The 17,422-nt window shown below is 69.4% G+C and carries 16 protein-coding genes; 12 read left to right on the forward strand and 4 right to left on the reverse strand.

Features of this window, described 5'->3' with window-relative positions; translation table 11 throughout:
- Positions 1 to 141: 141 nt before the first annotated feature.
- From KXD96_RS11725 to KXD96_RS11735, 3 genes are read left to right on the forward strand one after another with little or no spacing between them, the layout of a single operon-like run.
- Positions 142 to 1,533, forward strand: coding sequence for an ammonium transporter (locus KXD96_RS11725; protein ID WP_260745337.1), 1,392 nt, complete (start codon positions 142 to 144; stop codon positions 1,531 to 1,533).
- The gene (gene glnB / locus KXD96_RS11730; RefSeq protein WP_260744707.1) at positions 1,530 to 1,868 is read left to right on the forward strand and encodes a nitrogen regulatory protein P-II; all 339 of its coding nucleotides are present in this window, start codon (positions 1,530 to 1,532) and stop codon (positions 1,866 to 1,868) included. Before KXD96_RS11725 ends, glnB begins: the two co-directional genes overlap by 4 nt.
- 45 nt (positions 1,869 to 1,913) lie before the next feature.
- A complete protein-coding gene (locus KXD96_RS11735; RefSeq protein ID WP_260744708.1) occupies positions 1,914 to 4,379 on the forward strand; it encodes a [protein-PII] uridylyltransferase in 2,466 nt (821 codons plus the stop codon).
- 12 nt (positions 4,380 to 4,391) lie between these two features.
- Here the strand turns inward: KXD96_RS11735 and KXD96_RS11740 are convergent, their stop codons facing one another.
- Positions 4,392 to 6,122, reverse strand: coding sequence for a DEAD/DEAH box helicase (locus tag KXD96_RS11740; RefSeq protein WP_260744709.1), 1,731 nt, complete (start codon positions 6,120 to 6,122; stop codon positions 4,392 to 4,394).
- Positions 6,123 to 6,234: 112 nt separating this feature from the next.
- The gene (locus KXD96_RS11745; RefSeq protein ID WP_260744710.1) at positions 6,235 to 7,029 is read right to left on the reverse strand and encodes an alpha/beta hydrolase; all 795 of its coding nucleotides are present in this window, start codon (positions 7,027 to 7,029) and stop codon (positions 6,235 to 6,237) included.
- Positions 7,030 to 7,380: 351 nt separating this feature from the next.
- On the opposite strand from KXD96_RS11745, the gene ffh reads away from it, so the two are divergent.
- The 4 genes from ffh to KXD96_RS11765 all read left to right on the forward strand — a co-directional run bounded on the left by ffh (position 7,381) and on the right by KXD96_RS11765 (position 12,588).
- Positions 7,381 to 8,937 (forward strand): signal recognition particle protein, encoded by a 1,557-nt coding sequence (ffh, locus tag KXD96_RS11750; RefSeq protein ID WP_260744711.1) that lies wholly within the window; start codon positions 7,381 to 7,383, stop codon positions 8,935 to 8,937.
- A 74-nt stretch (positions 8,938 to 9,011) separates the two neighbouring features.
- Positions 9,012 to 10,100 (forward strand): amidohydrolase family protein, encoded by a 1,089-nt coding sequence (locus tag KXD96_RS11755; protein ID WP_260744712.1) that lies wholly within the window; start codon positions 9,012 to 9,014, stop codon positions 10,098 to 10,100.
- A 60-nt stretch (positions 10,101 to 10,160) separates the two neighbouring features.
- Positions 10,161 to 11,984 carry an amidohydrolase family protein gene (locus KXD96_RS11760; RefSeq protein ID WP_260744713.1) on the forward strand — a complete coding sequence of 608 codons (1,824 nt, stop codon included), beginning with the start codon at positions 10,161 to 10,163 and terminating at the stop codon, positions 11,982 to 11,984.
- Between the two features lies 1 nt (position 11,985).
- A complete protein-coding gene (locus KXD96_RS11765) occupies positions 11,986 to 12,588 on the forward strand; it encodes a TetR/AcrR family transcriptional regulator (RefSeq protein WP_260744714.1) in 603 nt (200 codons plus the stop codon).
- On the opposite strand, the gene KXD96_RS11770 is transcribed toward KXD96_RS11765, so the two are convergent.
- A complete protein-coding gene (locus tag KXD96_RS11770) occupies positions 12,583 to 13,458 on the reverse strand; it encodes a D-alanyl-D-alanine carboxypeptidase family protein (RefSeq protein ID WP_260744715.1) in 876 nt (291 codons plus the stop codon). The two genes, KXD96_RS11765 and KXD96_RS11770, sit on opposite strands and share 6 nt — an antisense overlap.
- A 59-nt stretch (positions 13,459 to 13,517) precedes the next feature.
- Here KXD96_RS11770 and KXD96_RS11775 point away from each other — a divergent pair, with 59 nt between their 5' ends.
- From KXD96_RS11775 to trmD, 5 genes are all read left to right on the forward strand, one after another.
- The gene (locus KXD96_RS11775) at positions 13,518 to 13,937 is read left to right on the forward strand and encodes a nuclear transport factor 2 family protein (RefSeq protein WP_260744716.1); all 420 of its coding nucleotides are present in this window, start codon (positions 13,518 to 13,520) and stop codon (positions 13,935 to 13,937) included.
- Positions 13,938 to 14,198: 261 nt separating this feature from the next.
- Positions 14,199 to 14,714, forward strand: coding sequence for a 30S ribosomal protein S16 (gene rpsP / locus KXD96_RS11780; protein ID WP_260744717.1), 516 nt, complete (start codon positions 14,199 to 14,201; stop codon positions 14,712 to 14,714).
- A gap of 8 nt (positions 14,715 to 14,722) precedes the next feature.
- Complete coding sequence (locus KXD96_RS11785; protein WP_003878715.1) at positions 14,723 to 14,965, forward strand: RNA-binding protein; 243 nt, start codon at positions 14,723 to 14,725, stop codon at positions 14,963 to 14,965.
- A 17-nt stretch (positions 14,966 to 14,982) separates the two neighbouring features.
- Positions 14,983 to 15,504 carry a ribosome maturation factor RimM gene (gene rimM / locus KXD96_RS11790; protein ID WP_260744724.1) on the forward strand — a complete coding sequence of 174 codons (522 nt, stop codon included), beginning with the start codon at positions 14,983 to 14,985 and terminating at the stop codon, positions 15,502 to 15,504.
- On the forward strand, positions 15,501 to 16,196 hold the full coding sequence (gene trmD / locus KXD96_RS11795) for a tRNA (guanosine(37)-N1)-methyltransferase TrmD (protein WP_260744725.1): 696 nt from the start codon (positions 15,501 to 15,503) through the stop codon (positions 16,194 to 16,196). The genes rimM and trmD overlap by 4 nt, the downstream gene beginning before the upstream one ends.
- Here the strand turns inward: trmD and KXD96_RS11800 are convergent.
- Positions 16,193 to 17,146, reverse strand: coding sequence for a hypothetical protein (locus KXD96_RS11800; RefSeq protein WP_260744726.1), 954 nt, complete (start codon positions 17,144 to 17,146; stop codon positions 16,193 to 16,195). The genes trmD and KXD96_RS11800 overlap by 4 nt on opposite strands.
- Between the last annotated feature and the right edge of the window lie 276 nt (positions 17,147 to 17,422).

Here is a 17,422-nt window from a genome sequence, read left to right on the forward strand (position 1 = left end):
GGCTCCACTGCGGAAACAACCATTGCGCAAGGTTCTGGATCAGGTCACAGGCGTTGCCTGACGGCCATTCATGTCCTGACCGGAGGTGAGCGAGTGGCATTCCCGCAATTGGGCCAACCTGATACCGGCGATACCGCCTGGATGTTGGCGAGTTCTGCGCTAGTGCTGTTGATGACGCCGGGCCTTGCGTTCTTCTACGGCGGTATGGTGCGCACCAGAAGCGTGCTCAACATGATCATGATGAGCGTCAGCTCCATGGGCGTGGTGACCGTGCTCTGGGTGCTCTACGGCTACTCGATGTCCTTCGGCGACGACCGGGGCGGCGTCGTGGGGAACCCGACCGATTACTGGGGCCTGGCAAAGCTCATCGGCGGCAACGCCGTCAAGGCGGACCCGTCCAAGGGCACCGCACAGGTCGACATCCCGCTGGCCGGCACCATGCCGGCCACCGTGTTCGTGGCCTTCCAATTGATGTTCGCGATCATCACGGTCGCGCTGATCTCGGGCGCGGTGGCCGACCGGCTCAAATTCACCGCCTGGCTGGTGTTCGCCGGACTCTGGGCGACGTTGGTGTACTTCCCGGTCGCGCACTGGGTCTTCGCCGCGGACGGCTTCGCGTCCGAGCACGGCGGTTGGATCAACAACAAGCTGCACGCCATCGACTTCGCCGGCGGGACAGCGGTCCACATCAACTCCGGTGTGGCGGGCCTGGCGTTGGCGATCGTCCTGGGCAAGCGCAGGGGCTGGCCGGCAACGCTTTTCCGCCCACACAACCTGCCGTTCGTGATGCTCGGTGCCGGCCTGCTGTGGTTCGGCTGGTTCGGGTTCAACGCCGGTTCGGCGACCAGCTCCAACGGCTCCGCCGGTACCACCTTCATGACCACCACCGTCGCGACGGCCACGGCCATGCTGGCGTGGTTGCTCACCGAGCGCATCCGCGACGGCAAACCGACGACGCTGGGAGCGGCGTCGGGCATCGTCGCCGGGCTGGTCGCGATCACGCCGTCCTGCTCGTCGGTCAACGTGCTGGGTGCGCTGGTGGTCGGCGCGGTGGCCGGAGTGGTGTGCGCGCTCGCGGTCGGGCTGAAGTTCAAGTTCGGCTACGACGACTCGCTCGACGTCGTCGGGGTGCACATGATCGGTGGTCTGACGGGCACCCTGCTGGTGGGTCTGCTCGCCGCCCCCGAATCCCCGGCGATCAACGGCGTGGTCGGCGTGTCGAAGGGGTTGTTCTACGGCGGCGGCTGGGCCCAGCTGGAACGGCAGGCGGTCGGCGCGTTCGCCGTACTCTTCTACTCGGGCATCGTCACGCTAATCTTGGCCTTGATCCTGAAGTACACCATCGGGCTGCGTGTCGGGGCCGAGGAAGAATCGACGGGCATCGACGAGTCTGAGCACGCGGAGAGCGGTTACGATTTCGGAACGATCGGTGGGCAAGGATCCGTCCTGCCGGCGGGGCGGACTCTCGTGGATGACCGCAACGGCCGGGAGGGGGATCGAGTGGGCGACAAGGTGGAGGCAGAGCAGGCATGAAGCTAGTCACCGCAATCGTGAAGCCGTTCACCCTCGATGACGTGAAGACCAGCCTCGAGGACGCGGGCGTCCTGGGGATGACGGTCAGCGAAATCCAGGGGTACGGGCGGCAGAAGGGCCACACCGAGGTTTACCGGGGCGCTGAGTACTCGGTGGATTTCGTGCCGAAGGTGCGAATCGAGGTCGTGGTCGACGATTCCATCGTGGACAAGGTCGTGGACAGCATCGTCCGGGCGGCGCGCACCGGCAAGATCGGTGACGGCAAGGTCTGGGTCACCCCCGTGGAAACCATTGTGCGAGTGCGCACGGGTGAACGCGGAACCGATGCCATCTGACCGTAGTCGCACATCGCTGAACCGGGCCGGACGGGCCGGGAGGGTATGACAAGCCCACCCGACCCGTCCGGGTCTTCTGAGGCGGGAACCGAAAACATAAGCGAGCCAGGTGATTTAGCCGCCGCACGGCGCCGGCTGCTGTCCGAGGGGCGCGAGCTGGGTGCGGCGGAGCTGCGGAAGGCCTGGCTGGAGCTCCACGAATCCTGGCTGGCGGCCAAGGCGTCCCAGCTCGGCATCGCCGCCGACAGCGGTTTCGCGATCGTCGGGGTCGGCGGCCTGGGCCGCCGCGAGCTGCTCCCGTATTCCGACCTCGACCTGATGTTGTTGCACGACAACAAGTCTGACGAGGTGCTGCAGCGGGTCGCCGACGGGCTGTGGTATCCGTTGTGGGACGCCAACGTTCGGCTCGACCACAGCGTGCGGACGGTGTCGGGCGCCCTGGCCGTCGCCAATAGCGACATGGCGGCGGCTCTGGGCATGCTGGATGCCCGCCACATCGCCGGGGACGAGCGGCTGTCGGCCGAGCTGGTCGCCGGGGCGCGGCGCCAGTGGCGCGGCGCGATCCGATCCCGCATGGACGAGCTTGTCGCGATGACATACGAACGCTGGCAACGGTGTTGGCGGATCGCCCAGCGAGCCGAGCCGGACCTGAAGTCGGGGCGCGGCGGCCTGCGCGACGTCCAACTGCTCGACGCGCTGGGCGTCGCGCAACTCATCGACCGCCACGGCATGGGTCATCCGGACGCGCCGGGGGGCTCGCTGGACGCCGCGTACCTGACGCTGCTCGACGTGCGCACCGAGCTGCACCGGGTATCCCAACGCGGACTCGATCAGCTGCTGGCGCAGTTCGCCGACGACGTCAGCGCCGCGTTGGGCGTCGGCGACCGATTCGCGTTGTCGCGCATGCTCTCCAGCGTCAGCCGCACCATCGCCTACCACGCCGAAACCGGGCTGCGGACCGCGCAGAACGCGCTGCCCCGACGCGGACTCACGGCCCTGGTCCGGCGCCCCAAGCGGCGACCGCTGGACGAGGGCGTGGTCGAGTACGACGGCGAGGTGGTGCTCGCCCGCGACGCCCAGCCCGAAACCGATGCCGGGTTGGTGCTGCGGGTCGCGGCCGCGTCGGCCAACACCGGCCTGCCCATCGCCGCCGGCACGCTCAAACGGCTGGCCGACAGCGTTCCAGACCTGCCGTCGCCGTGGCCGCGGGAGGCGCTGGATGACCTGCTGGTCGTGCTGCTGGCCGGGCCCACGGCGGTGAACACGATCGAGTCGCTGGACCGCACCGGGCTGTGGGGCCGCCTCTTCCCGGAGTGGGACGCGGTCCGCGACCTTCCACCGCGCGACGTCTCGCACAAGTGGACCGTCGACCGTCACATCGTCGAAACCGCCGTCAACGCGGCCCCGCTCACCACTCGCGTGGCGCGATCGGATCTGCTCGCGCTCGGTGCGTTGCTGCACGACATCGGCAAGGGGCGCGGCACGGACCACTGTGTGCTCGGCGCGGAATTGGCGATCCCGATCGGCAACCGGCTGGGGCTGTCCGAGCAGGACACCCAGACGCTCGCGGGCGTCGTCCGCCACCACCTGCTGCTGCCGATAGCGGCCACCCGAAGCGACCTCAACGACCCCAAGACCATCGAGTCGGTGGCCGAGGCGCTGCACGGGGACCCGCAACTGCTTGAGCTTCTGCACGCGCTGGCGGAGGCGGACTCCACGGCCACCGGGCCCGGAGTGTGGAGCGACTGGAAGGCGTCCCTGATCGAGGACCTGGTCCGCCGCTGCCGGTTGGTGATGGCCGGGGAGCCGCTCCCGCAGGCGGAACCGGTTGCGCCGCATTATCTTGCGCTGGCCGCCGACCGCGAGGTGCACGTGGAGGTCACGTTCGGCGACCGCGAGCGCCTGACCGCGGTGATGCTCGCACCGAACCAGCGGGGGCTGGTGTCGAAAGCCGCGGCCGTGCTGGCGTTGAACTCGCTGCGAATCCACTCGGCGCTGGCCAACATTCACGAGGGCGTCGCGATCGTCGAGTTCGTCGTGTCACCGGTGTTCGGTTCGCCGCCCGACTCGGGCCTTTTGCGCCAGCAATTCAACGGCGCCCTGGCCGGCGACCTCGATGTCCTCGGCACGCTGGAGAAGCGCGACAGCGACACCGTCAGCGCCGGGACCGCGCGGGCCGGCGAAATTCAGGCCGGGGTGCCCGTCACCCGGTCGACCGCCCCGCCGCGCATCCTATGGCTCGACACGTCGACCGTCGGCCAACTGCTGTTCGAAGTCCGCGCCATGGACCGCTTGGGTCTGCTCGCGCTGCTGACCCGCGCGCTGGAACGTGCGGGTTCCGACATCGTCTGGGCCAAGGTCAACACGTTCGGGTCGACGGCGGCTGACGTCTTCTGCGTGACGGCACCGGCCCACGCCGAGCACGACGCGCGAGCCGCGATCGAGCAGAACCTGCTGGCCGTGTTGGGCGGGCCCGCCGTCGAAGTGCTCGAGGAGCCCGTCGGCGACTAGGTGCGCCCGGCGTCAGGAGTGCTCGGCGTTGAGCCGCCGGAGGGCCTCGATGCGGGCCTGGATCTGCTCGCGGGTCGCGGCGGCGATCGGCGGTCCTCCGCAACGACGGCGCAGCTCGCTGTGAATCCAGCCGTGCGGCTTGCCGGTGCGGTGGTGGGTGGCCGACACCAGGGTGTTGAGCTCGCGGCGCAGCTCGCGCAGCTGGCCGTGCATCGACGGCGCCGGCGACACGGCGGCCGGCGCGCCCTGCGCGGCGCGCCGCTGCAGCTGTTCGTCCTGGCGGCGGTGCAGCAGCGCCCGCATCTGCTCGGCATCGAGCAGACCTGGGATGCCGAGGTAGTCGGCCTCCTCGTCGCTTCCGGCCGGGGCGGCGGTGCCGAACGACGACCCGTCGAAGATGACCTGGTCCAGCTCCGCGTCGGCGCCCAATGCGGTGAAGCCGGTGTCGGTTTCGGTTTTCTCGGTCTGCGTTCTGGTGGCGGGATCACCGTCGAGGGGATCGTCGGCCGGGCGATGCGGCTCCCCGAGCACGTGGTTGCGCTGCGCCTCCAGCTCGCTGGCGAGCTGCAGCAGGCTGGGCACCGACGGCAGGAATATGCTCGCGGTCTCGCCCGAGCGGCGCGACCGCACGAACCGGCCGATGGCCTGCGCGAAGAACAGCGGAGTGGTGGCACTGGTGGCGTAGATGCCGACCGAGAGCCGGGGCACGTCGACGCCTTCGGAGACCATGCGCACGGCCACCAGCCACCGGCTGGTGCCTGCGGCGAATTCGCTGATGCGAGCGGACGATCCGGGGTCGTCGGACAGCACCACCGTCGGCGCCTCCGAGGTCAGCCGCGTCAGCAGGGCGGCGTAGGCGCGCGCCGCGGTGCGGTCGGAGGCGATGATCATGCCGCCGGCGTCGGGCACGTGGGCGCGCTTCTGGCGCAGCCGCTGGTCGGCGGCCGCGATCACCGCGGGCATCCATTCGCCGGCGGGGTCGAGTGCCGTCCGCCAGGCCCGCGCCGTGTGCTCGGCGGTCAGCGGCTCGCCCAGCCGCGCGGCGTGCTCCTCGCCCGCGCTGTCCCGCCAGCGCGCTTCCCCGGAATAGGCCAGGAACACCACCGGCCGGACCACCCCGTCGGCAAGCGCCTCCGCATAGCCGTAGGTGTGGTCGGCCCGCGAACGCCGCACCCCGTCGGCGCCCGATTCGTAGGTCACGAACGGGATGGGGCTGTCGTCGCTGCGAAAGGGCGTCCCCGTCAGCGCGAGCCGGCGGGTGGCGTCGCTGAACGCCTCGCGGATGGCGTCACCCCAGGTCTTGGCGTCACCGCCGTGATGGATCTCGTCGAAGACCACCAACGTCTTGCGCTGCTCGGTGCGCACCCGGTGCAGCGTCGGATGCGCGGCGACCTGCGCGTAGGTGACCATCACGCCGTGGTACTCGCCCGAGGTGTGGGCGTTGGAGTTCGCGAACCTCGGATCCAGGGCGATGCCGTGCCGCGCCGCGGCCTGCGCCCACTGCACCTTGAGGTGCTCGGTGGGCACCACGACCGTGATCTGCTCGACGGCACGCTGGTTGAGCAGTTCGGCCGCCACCCGCAACGCGAACGTCGTCTTCCCCGATCCTGGGGTCGCCACGGCCAGGAAATCGCGCGGTTGGCCGGCCAGGTATTTCACCAGCGCCCGGCGCTGCCAGCCCCGCAGCGCCCGGCCGCTGTCGTCGACGGAAGACTCCGTGCGATCGACCGGTTGCACGGACATTGCCCCCCGTAGTTGTAGTTTTCGACGCGGCCGGCTCGGTTAAGCGGCGGCTGTGAAATCTAGCACGCCAACGCTTTTCGGCGCAGTAACGACTCGAGCGTCGTTGGCGCGGTCAGCGCGCCCGGCCCGCCAGGTCGCGCGCCGCCAGCCACGCGTCGATCCGTTCGGCGACGTCGGCCCACCCCGGTTCCAGCATCATGTTGTGGCCCATCGAGAAGAATTCCGGCTTGGTCCGGTAGGCGCGCGCCGTGGCGCGCACTTCGCCGACGCTCACGAAGCCGTCGTGCACGGCGCCCAGGACGAGGATCGGCGTGGTCACCCGCCGGGTTCTGACGCGGCGGACCATCGGGTCGGTCATGGCGGCGCGGATGCTCTCGGCTCCCGCGCGTTGCCTGCAGGCTTCGACGACGGCCTCGGGCGTGTCGGCGCAGAACAGGTACTCGCGGGCCAGCGCCGGGGTGGCAAGGAATTTCAGCAGGGTGCGGTCGCCCCACGCTTCCATGGTCATCGACGGCCGGCGGCGCCAGACTCGCAACGCCAACGTGAGCACGCCCTGCGGCGGCACGGAACCCACCAGCACAGCGGCGGGGGCGGCTCGTTCTTCGAGGTAGCGCTGGATCACGAAGCCGCCCAGCGAATGGCCGATCAGCACCGGACCGCCACCCAGGTCCTCGGCCACCGAGCGGACGTCGTCGATGTAGTCGGCGATGGAAACCTTGTGCAACGGCTTGGCCGTCGGGCTGGCGCCGTGCCCGCGCAGGCTCAGTGCGACCGCGCGGTAGCCCCTTTCGGCGAAGAAGTCCAGGAAGTGCTCCCAGCACCATGCCCCGTGCCAGCCGCCGTGCACGAAGAGCAGCGGCACCGGATGCTCCGGGCTGCTGGATCCCTTGTCGATCACCTCGAGCATGGGACCATTCAATAGCGCGCTCGCCTGCGCCGAAACTGAAACTACGCAGATCGCCGTCGGCTTTCTCTCGGGACCCGGCTTTCTTCGAGACCCGGCTTTCTCTCGGGGCCCGGCTTTCTCTCGGGACCCGGCTTTCTCTCGGGGCCCGCTCGCCAGACATAACGCATTGCGACTGGCCTCGGCGTGTCGCCGCAGCCAGCTATGTGTCGCGCGGCCGGGACACTGGCCAGCCCCGCTTGCAGTGCCACTGGGCCTGATTTGGTGGCACCTGTCCCCCGCAAGCGGGAGGTACCCACAGCGCCCGGCCGGGACACCGGCCAGCCGCGCTTGCAGTGCCACTAGGCTGGCGGGGTGTTTGAATCGCTGTCCGACCGGCTGACCGGTGCCCTCCAGGGACTACGCGGCAAGGGTCGACTGACCGAAGCCGACATCGAGGCCACCACCCGCGAGATCCGGCTGGCGCTGCTGGAAGCCGACGTGTCGTTGCCCGTGGTGCGCGCGTTCGTCACCCGGATCAAGGACCGCGCCAAGGGCGCCGAGGTCTCCGGTGCCCTCAACCCGGCGCAGCAGGTCGTCAAGATCGTCAACGAAGAACTCATCGGCATCCTCGGCGGCGAGACCCGCCAGCTGGCGTTCGCCAAGACGCCGCCGACCGTGGTGATGCTCGCCGGTCTGCAGGGTTCCGGTAAGACCTCGCTGGCCGGCAAGCTGGCCGCCTGGCTGCGCGGGCAGGGGCACACCCCGCTGCTGGTGGCGTGCGACCTGCAGCGCCCGGCCGCGGTCAACCAGCTGCAGGTCGTCGGTGAGCGTGCCGGGGTGCCGGTGTTCGCGCCGCATCCCGGCGAGTCCCCCGAGTCGGGGCCCGGCGACCCGGTCGCGGTCGCGGCCGCCGGTCTCGCCGAGGCCCGGGCCAAGCACCATGACGTCGTCATCGTCGACACCGCCGGCCGGCTGGGCATCGACGAGGAACTGATGGCCCAGGCCGCGGCCATCCGTGACGCCGTCAATCCCGACGAAGTTTTGTTCGTGCTGGACGCGATGATCGGTCAGGACGCCGTGACCACCGCGGAGGCATTCCGCGAGGGCGTCGGTTTCACCGGGGTGGTGCTGACCAAGCTCGACGGTGACGCCCGCGGTGGCGCCGCGTTGTCGGTGCGCGAGGTGACCGGCGTCCCAATCCTTTTCGCCTCCACCGGCGAGAAGCTGGAGGACTTCGACGTCTTCCACCCCGACCGGATGGCCAGCCGCATCCTGGGCATGGGCGACGTGCTGAGCCTGATCGAACAGGCCGAGCAGGTCTTCGACGCCGAGCAGGCCGAAGCCGCCGCCGCCAAGATCGGCACCGGCGAGCTGACGCTGGAGGACTTCCTGGAGCAGATGCTCGCCATCCGCAAGATGGGTCCGATCGGCAACCTGCTGGGCATGCTGCCCGGGGCCGGGCAGATGAAGGATGCGCTCGCCCAGGTCGACGACAAGCAACTCGATCGCCTGCAGGCCATCATCCGCGGCATGACGCCGCAGGAGCGGGCCGACCCGAAGATCATCAACGCGTCGCGGCGGCTGCGCATCGCCAACGGGTCGGGCGTCTCGGTGTCCGACGTCAACCAGCTGGTCGACCGCTTCTTCGAGGCCCGCAAGATGATGTCGTCGATGCTCGGCGGCATGGGCATCCCCGGCATGGGGCGCAAGTCGGCGACCCGAAAAGCCAAGGGCGCAAAGGGCAAGAAGGGTAAGAAAGGCGGGCGGGGGCCGACGCCGCCCAAGGTTCGCAACCCGCTCGGCGCCGGGATGCCTGGCATGCCGGCGGGTTTCCCCGACCTCTCGCACATGCCCGAGGGCCTCAACGAGCTGCCGCCCGGGCTGGCGGACTTCGACCTGTCCAAACTCAAGTTCCCAGGCAAGCCGTGACGATCGCGAGCGCGGCGGAGCCGGGCGAAGCGGGTCGTCACCATCGGACCGGACGGAAGTAACCCGCCGTGCGCATGCGCGTGCGAGGTGTCGGGCTGCCCGACGAGACCCCGGCGGAGCTGTGGATCGTCGACGGCCGCATCAGCACGGAACCCGTCGCCGGGGCGGACACCGTCTTCGGGGCTTCTGGGGGCGGCTGGATCGTGCCCGGGCTGGTCGACGCCCACTGTCACGTCGGCCTCGGTGAGCACGGCGAGATCCCGCTCGACGACGCGATCGCCCAAGCCGAAATCGAACGTGACGTCGGTGCGCTGCTGCTGCGCGACTGCGGCGCACCCACCGACACCCGCAGCCTGGACGACCTCGACGATCTGCCGCGCATCATCCGGGCCGGCAAACATCTGGCCAGGCCCAAGCGCTATGCGGCGGGCTTCTCGCGCGAACTCGAAGATGAGTGGCACCTGCCCGACGCGGTGGCGCAAGAGGCGCGCCGGGGGGACGGCTGGATCAAGCTTGTCGGCGACTGGATCGATCGCAGCGTCGGCGACCTGGCCCCGCTGTGGTCCGACGACGTGCTCAAGGCCGCGATCGAGACCGCGCACGCCCACGGCGCCCGTGTCACCGCGCACGTCTTCAGCGAGGACGCGCTGCCGGGGCTGATCAACGCCGGCATCGACTGCATCGAACACGGCACCGGCCTCACCGACGACACCATCGCGCTGATGGTCGAGCATGGCACCGTCCTGGTCCCCACGCTGGTCAACATCGTCGAGAACTTCCCCGGTATCGCCGATGCCGCCGCCGCGAAGTATCCGACTTACGCCGCCCACATGCGCGACCTGCACGCCCGGGGCCTGCCGCGGATCGCCGCGGCGCGGGAGGCGGGCGTGCCGATCTACGCCGGAAGCGACGCCGGCACCATGGTCGCGCCCGGGCGCATCGCCGACGAGGTCGAGGCGCTCAAGCGCATCGGCATGAGCGCGACCGAGGCGTTGGGTGCGGCGTGCTGGGACGCGCGCCGCTGGCTGGGCCGGCCGGGGCTCGACCACGGCGCGTCGGCCGACCTGCTGTGCTACTCCGAGGACCCGCGGTCCGGGCCGGCCACGCTGCGCCGTCCGGACCTGGTGATATTGCGCGGCAAGGTGTTTCGGCCGGCGGCCTAGCCGGGGCGGCGGGCCGCAGAGCGCCGCAATCCGAGAAAAGATTGCGAGTGCTTGCTATCTATGTTAGGTTTCGTGTCACCACGAAGACTGGAGGCACAAGTGGCTTACGACGTGATCATTCGCGACGGGCTGTGGTTCGACGGCACCGGCAGCGCGCCGCTTAACCGCACGCTGGGCATCCGCGACGGCGTGGTGGCCACGGTGTCGGACGGGCCGCTGGACGAGACGGGTTGCCCCGACGTGATCGATGCGGCCGGCAAGTGGATCGTGCCCGGTTTCATCGACGTGCACACCCATTACGACGCCGAGGTGCTGCTGGACCCCGGCCTGCGGGAATCGGTGCGCCACGGCGTCACCACCGTGTTGCTGGGGAACTGCTCGTTGTCGACGGTCTACGCCAGCTCCGAGGACGCCGCCGACCTGTTCAGCCGGGTCGAGGCCGTGCCGCGCGAATACGTCTACGGCGCACTGCAAGACAAGACATGGTCCAACGCGGCGGAATACATCGAGGCGGTCGACGCCCTGCCGCTGGGGCCGAATATCGGCTCCCTGCTTGGCCATTCAGACGTGCGGGCCGCGGTGCTGGGGCTCGATCGGGCCACCGATCCCACCGTCCGGCCCACCGACGCCGAACTGGAGCGGATGGCCGCCCTGCTGGAGGAGGCGCTCGAAGCGGGGGTGCTCGGCATGTCGGGGATGGACGCGGCCATCGACAAGCTCGACGGTGAGCGCTTCCGGTCGCGGGCGCTGCCGTCCACCTTCGCCACTTGGCGCGAGCGGCGCCGGCTGATCAAGGTGTTGCGCGAGCGCGGCCGCATACTGCAGAGCGCCCCCAACGTAGCGAAGCCCGCGACCGGGATGCTCTTCTTCCTGGCCAGCAGCCGGATACTCAACCGCGGCAAGGGTGTTCGCATGAGCATGCTGGTATCGGCCGACGCGAAGTCGATGCCGCTGTCGGTTTACTTCTTCGGGCCCGGGACCCGCCTGCTGAACAAGATCTTGGGTGCCGCCGTGCGATTCCAGCATCTGCCGGTGCCGTTCGAGTTGTACTCCGACGGAATCGACCTGCCGGTCTTCGAGGAATTCGGCGCCGGAACGGCCGCCCTGCATCTGCGGGACCAGTTGGAGCGCAACGGGTTACTGGCCGACAAGGAGTACCGCCGGAAGTTCCGTCGCGAGTTCGACCGCGTCAAACTGGGGCCGTCGTTGTGGCACCGCGACTTCCACGACGCGGTCATCGTCGAATGCCCCGATAAGTCGTTGATAGGCAAGAGCTTTGGCACCATCGCCGACGAGCGCAAGCTGCACCCGCTCGACGCGTTCCTCGACGTCCTCGTCGAAAACGGCGAACGCAACGTCCGCTGGACGACGATCGTCGCCAACCATCGTCCCAAGCTGCTCGACGCCCTCGCCAACGAGGGCAGCGTGCACATGGGCTTCTCCGATGCCGGTGCGCACCTGCGCAACATGGCCTTCTACAACTTCCCGCTCAAGCTGCTCAAGCGCGCCCGCGACGCCGACCGGGCCGGTGCGCCGTTCATGTCCACCGAGCGCGCGGTGCATCGCCTGACCGGTGAGCTGGGGGAGTGGTTCGGCATCGACGCCGGCACACTCCGGCGCGGCGACCGCGCGGACTTCGTGGTCATCGACCCGGCCGGCCTCAACGAATCGGTCGACGGCTACTACGAGGAAGCGGTGCCCTTCTACGGGGGCTTGCGGCGCATGGTCAATCGCAACGACGACGCCGTGGTCGCGACCGGCGTGGGCGGCGCGTTGGTTTTCCGCGCGGGCCAGTTCCGCGAGGGCTACGGACAGACCGTGAAGTCGGGCCGCTACCTGCGCGCGGGCCGGCGGGGCAAGAGCCCCGTGAAAATCGGGGCCTGATGTGGCCAGAACCCAGCAGCAGCGTCGGGAAGAGACCGTGGGCCGGCTTCTGGACGCCTGCATCGACACCATCATCGAGGTCGGATACGCCCGGGCGTCGGCCGCCGTGATCACCAAGCGCGCGGGGGTGTCCGTGGGGGCCTTGTTCCGGCACTTCGAGACGATGGGCGATTTCATGGCGGCCACGGCGTCCGAGGTGCTGCGTCGTCAGCTCGAGACGTTCACCAAGCGGGTCGCCGAGATACCGCCGGATCGGCCGGCGCTGCAAGCCGCCCTGGCGATACTTCGCGACCTCACCGCCGCGCCGAGCAACGCCGTGCTATACGAACTGCTGGTCGCCGCGCGCACCGACGAAAAGCTCAGGGCCACTTTGCAACACGAGCTGCGGCAGTACTCCACGAAGATCCACGAGGCCGCCCGCGCGCTGCCCGGCGCCGAGAGCTTCCCCGAGGAGACTTTCCCGGTTCTGGTGGCGCTGCTGACCAACGTGTTCGACGGTGCCGCGGTGGTGGAGGGGGTGCTGCCGCAACCCCAGATCGCCGAGCAGCGGATTCCGATGCTGATGACGCTGCTGTCCGCGGCGGCGCCGGACGCGGGCCTATAGCGAGCCGATGCCGGACTGCGGGTTGAGCGCGAAACCCCAGTCGAACAACGCCGCCGCCTGGTCCCAATAGCTGGGCCCGCCGGGCTTCACCAGGCCGTACATCATGGCGATGACCAGCCGCCGGCCGCCCCGGGCCGCCGCGCCGACGAAGGTCTTGCGGGCGGCGTCGGTGAACCCGGTCTTCCCGCCGATCGCGCCCGGGTAGCGCTGCAACAGCTCGTCCTGGTTGGTGATCGGTTGATCCCCGCGATCGCCGGGGAACATCGCCGATGGCTCGGCGGTGATCTGGGCGAACACCGGATTGGCCATCGCGGCGCGGAAGATGACGGCCAGGTCGTGCGCCGTCGAGGACCCGGACCCGCCGGGCCCGTCCAGGCCGGACGGCGTCGCGGCGTGGGTGCTGGTCGCGCCGAGCGACGCGGCCTTGGCGTTCATCTTGGCGACGGTGGCGTCGGGACCGCCCAGCATGTGCGCCAGCGTGTTGGCGGCGTCGTTACCCGAGACCAGCAGCAGGCCGTCGAGGAGCTGGCGCGCGGTGTAGGTGCGGCCCGGTTTGACGCCGACACAGTTGCACTCCACCTGGGTGTCGGCGACATCGGCGACGACGGTGGAGTCCAGGCTCACCTGGTCCAGGGTCACCAGGGCCAACAGCACCTTGATGGTGCTCGCCGGCGGGTGGGCCACGTTCTGGTCGCGGCCGGCCAGCACCTGACCGCTGTCGAGGTCGGCCACGATCCAGGTCTGGGCCGGGCCGTCCGGGATCGGCATCGAGCCGACCGGCTGCATGCTGTCGGCCCGGGCATCGGGGGCGGTGGCGGCGCACGCACCGACCGTGAGCAGGGCCGCGGCTGCGGCCATGACCTTGCGCATGGGCGCAAAGTCTAACTTCCGGGCCTGCTCGGCGCCGATTTTCGTCTACTGTCCGATGCATGTTGAGCCTGGCCGAGATTTCCGACCGCCTAGAGATCCAGCAGCTTCTGGTGGACTACTCCACCGCCATCGACCAGCGCCGATTCGACGACCTCGACAAGGTGTTCACCGAAGACGCGTACATCGACTACACCGCCCTCGGCGGCATCGCGGGCCACTACCCCGAGGTCAAGAAGTGGCTGTCGGAGGTGCTGCCGAACTTCCCGGTGTATGCGCACATGCTGGGCAACTTCTCGGTGCGCATCGACGGGGACAAGGCATCCTCGCGGGTGATCTGCTTCAACCCGATGGTGCTCGGCGGCGACAAGGACCAGGTGCTGTTCTGCGGGCTCTGGTACGACGACGAGTTCGTCCGCACGCCTGAGGGCTGGCGGATGACCCGCCGGGTGGAAACCAAGGTCTTCCAGAAGGTCATGTAGGGCGAGCCTTCGCCGCTTCCGCCGCTGTCGCCGAGATTGCCGTCAGGGTTGCGCCGTGCGCCCCGACCACGACGACCGCGGCAATCTCGGCGGCCCGGCCGCGATTTCTGGCGCGGCGCGGTGTTCTGGCACAATGGGCGGCTGTCCACCGAGCGATTACGCATCGCTTCGTGGTCATACACGCGAGGCAAAACCGGATCCGGGCATCCCGCCCCGATCGCTGAATTGCAGCGTGACACAAACAGGAGAACCCGCTTAACCATGGCTGTGAAGATCAAGCTCACCCGGCTTGGCAAGATCCGCAATCCCCAGTACCGCATCGCCGTCGCCGACGCCCGGACGCGCCGCGACGGCCGCTCCATCGAGGTCATCGGGCGCTACCACCCGAAGGAAGACCCGAGCCTGATCGAGATCAACTCCGAGCGCGCCCAATACTGGCTGTCCGTGGGAGCTCAGCCCACCGAGCCCGTCCTCAAGCTGCTAAAGATCACCGGCGACTGGCAGAAGTTCAAGGGCCTGCCCGGCGCCGAGGGCCGCTTGAAGGTCGCCCCGCCCAAGCCCAGCAAGCTCGAGCTGTTCAACGCCGCGCTCGCGGAGGCCGAGGGCGGTCCGACCACCGAGGCCGCGAAGCCGAAGAAGAAGTCGCCGGCCAAGAAGGCCGCGAAGGCCGCCGAGCCGGAGGCCGCCGAGCCGGAGGCCGCCGCAGAGGCGCCCGCTGAGGCCGCCGCTCCGGAGGCCGAGGGCGGCGAGCAGGCCGCGCCGAGCACCGAAAGCTGACCGCGGCGATGAGTACGGTCGTCGTTGACGCGGTGGAGCATCTGGTCCGTGGGATTGTCGACAACCCCGACGATGTCCGGGTGGACATGGTGACCAGCCGCCGCGGCCGAACTGTCGAGGTGCACGTCCACCCCGACGACCTGGGCAAGGTGATCGGCCGCGGTGGACGCACCGCGACCGCCCTGCGCACGTTGGTCGCCGGTATCGGTGGCCGCGGTATCCGCGTCGACGTGGTGGACACCGACCAGTAGCCGCTGATGGAGCTCCGTTGGAGTTGACCGTCGGGCGCGTCGCGAAAGCGCACGGGATCGGCGGCGAGGTCGTGGTCGACATCCGTACCGACGACCCCGCCGCCCGCTTCGCGCCGGGAAAAACCCTGCGCGGCAAGTCATCCCGCGACGGCACGAAACGCGACTTCGTCGTCGACGGCGTGCGCGAACACGGTGGGCGCCTGCTGGTGCGACTGGCCGGGGTGACGGACCGCGACTCCGCCGACGCGCTGCGCGGCACCGTGTTCGTCGTCGATTCCGACGACCTGCCCCCGATCGATGAGCCGGACACCTACTACGACCACCAGCTCGAAGGGCTGCACGTGCGGACCGTGGCGGGCCGGGACGTCGGTGTCGTCGCCGAGGTGTTGCACACCGCCGGCGGCGAGTTGCTGGCGGTGCGCCGAGCCGACGGCGGGGAAGTGCTGGTGCCATTCGTCGGCGCGATCGTCACGTCGGTGTCGCTCGACGACCGCGTCGTGCAGATCGATCCGCCCGAGGGCCTGCTGGACCTGACATGAGGATCGACGTCGTCACCATCTTCCCGGCCTTCCTGGACCCGCTGCGACAATCGTTGCCGGGCAAGGCGATTGCGTCGGGCCTGGTCGACCTGCGGGTGCACGACCTGAGGCGCTGGACGCACGACGTGCATCGCTCAGTCGACGACGCCCCCTACGGCGGCGGCCCCGGGATGGTGATGAAGGCGCCCGTGTGGGGCGAGGCGCTGGACGAGATATGTTCGGAGCAAACGGTTTTGGTTGTCCCCACGCCGGCCGGTGCGTTGTTCACCCAGGCCGACGCCCAGCGCTGGAGCGCCGAGGAGCACCTGGTGTTCGCCTGCGGTCGCTACGAGGGGATCGACCAGCGGGTGATGGAGGATGCCGCCCGGCGGATGCGGGTCGAAGAGGTCTCGATCGGCGACTATGTGCTGCCGGGTGGGGAGTCGGCGGCGGTGGTGATGATCGAAGCCGTCGTGCGGCTGCTCGAGGGGGTGCTCGGCAATCCGGCGTCGCACCGGGACGATTCGCACTCCCCGGCCCTGGACCGGCTGCTCGAGGGGCCCAGTTACACCCGGCCGCCCAGCTGGCGTGGGCTCGACGTTCCCGAGGTCTTGCTATCCGGCGACCACGCGCGCGTCGCCGCCTGGCGCCGGGAGGTTTCGCTGCAACGCACCCGCGAACGCCGCCCGGAGCTGCTGGACCCGCAGGACTAGAGCCCGCGGCGCAGTGGGTCGATCCGGCCTTCGGGGAAGATCGTCCTGACCGCCCGGGTGATCGTCTCGCGGGCGGTGGCGTCGTCGGAGGGCTGCAGGGACTGCACCACCATGATGTAGTGGTGGTCGGCGCCGATCACACCCGTCGACAGGTGCATCCAGTCGCTGCCGATGCAGCACATCCAGCCCTGCTTGACCGCCACCGGTTCGGCGTACAGCCCGTCCGGAATGCCGAACCGCTGCGGGTAGCCGTCGATTCCCGTCGGGGTGGACTGGGCCAGGTCGTCGACGATGACCTTCGCCTTGTCGGCCGGCAGCCCTCCCGACCCGTCGAGCAGCATGTCGTAGTAGCGGATCAGGTCGGTCATCGAGCTCATGGTGTTCCACCAGCGTCCGTCGCTGGGCGGGGTGGTCGACGCGAGCCCGTAGCGGGCCGCGACGGCGCTGATGATGGCGTTCTCGCCGCCCTGCGCCCAGAACATCTCGGCCGCGCCGTCGTCGGACGACTGCAACATGATGTCCAACGCCTGGCGGTCGTCCGCGCTCAGCGCGGCCTTGCCCTGTGATTCGTGCAGCAGCAGGTCGTCGGCGATGAAAAGCTTGGCCACCGACGCGGTACCGATGACCTGGCTGTTGCCGGTGGAGACCAGCTGGTGGGTGTTGCGGTCGAGAATCGCCACCGACAGGGCGGCCCCACGGGCGGCGGCCTCGTCGGTCGCCTGCTGCACCCGCGCCTGCAGGCCGACGGGCCCCGCGCTGGTCAGCTGCTCCGGCTGAGGTGGCTTGACCGCCTCGCGCATCAGCTCGGCCGGCTGTCGCAGGCCGCGGTCGGGCGTCACGTACACCGGGAAGTTGTAGGCCTTGGCCTGGACCTTTCCCTCGCATCCGGCAGCCACCACCAACGCCACCGCCGCTGTGGCGGTGAGCAAAGTCAGCGGCCGAACGCGCATTCCTCTCCTCCGACGTGGCTCCGACGCCTCAGTCATATGTACCATTCACCAGCGCCTTCGGCTCGCTGTGAACCGCCGCGGAGGCTGTGATTTTCGTGGCAAGCGTCCTGTCTGGCACAATTGACCAGTTGTCTCCAGCGGTAGCAGGCCGGCCGGGCCGCTTCTCGCCTGCTGCGAGATACGCGCACGTTGCCCCAAACCATCGGCTTGGCGACCGCCTCACGACCCAGGTGAGGGCTGTTGCCGCAGGCCGCGACCGCAAGGAAGTGTCTTCTC

Origin of the sequence: Mycobacterium sp. SMC-2, from assembly GCF_025263485.1 — a bacterium.
Lineage (GTDB): Bacteria > Actinomycetota > Actinomycetes > Mycobacteriales > Mycobacteriaceae > Mycobacterium.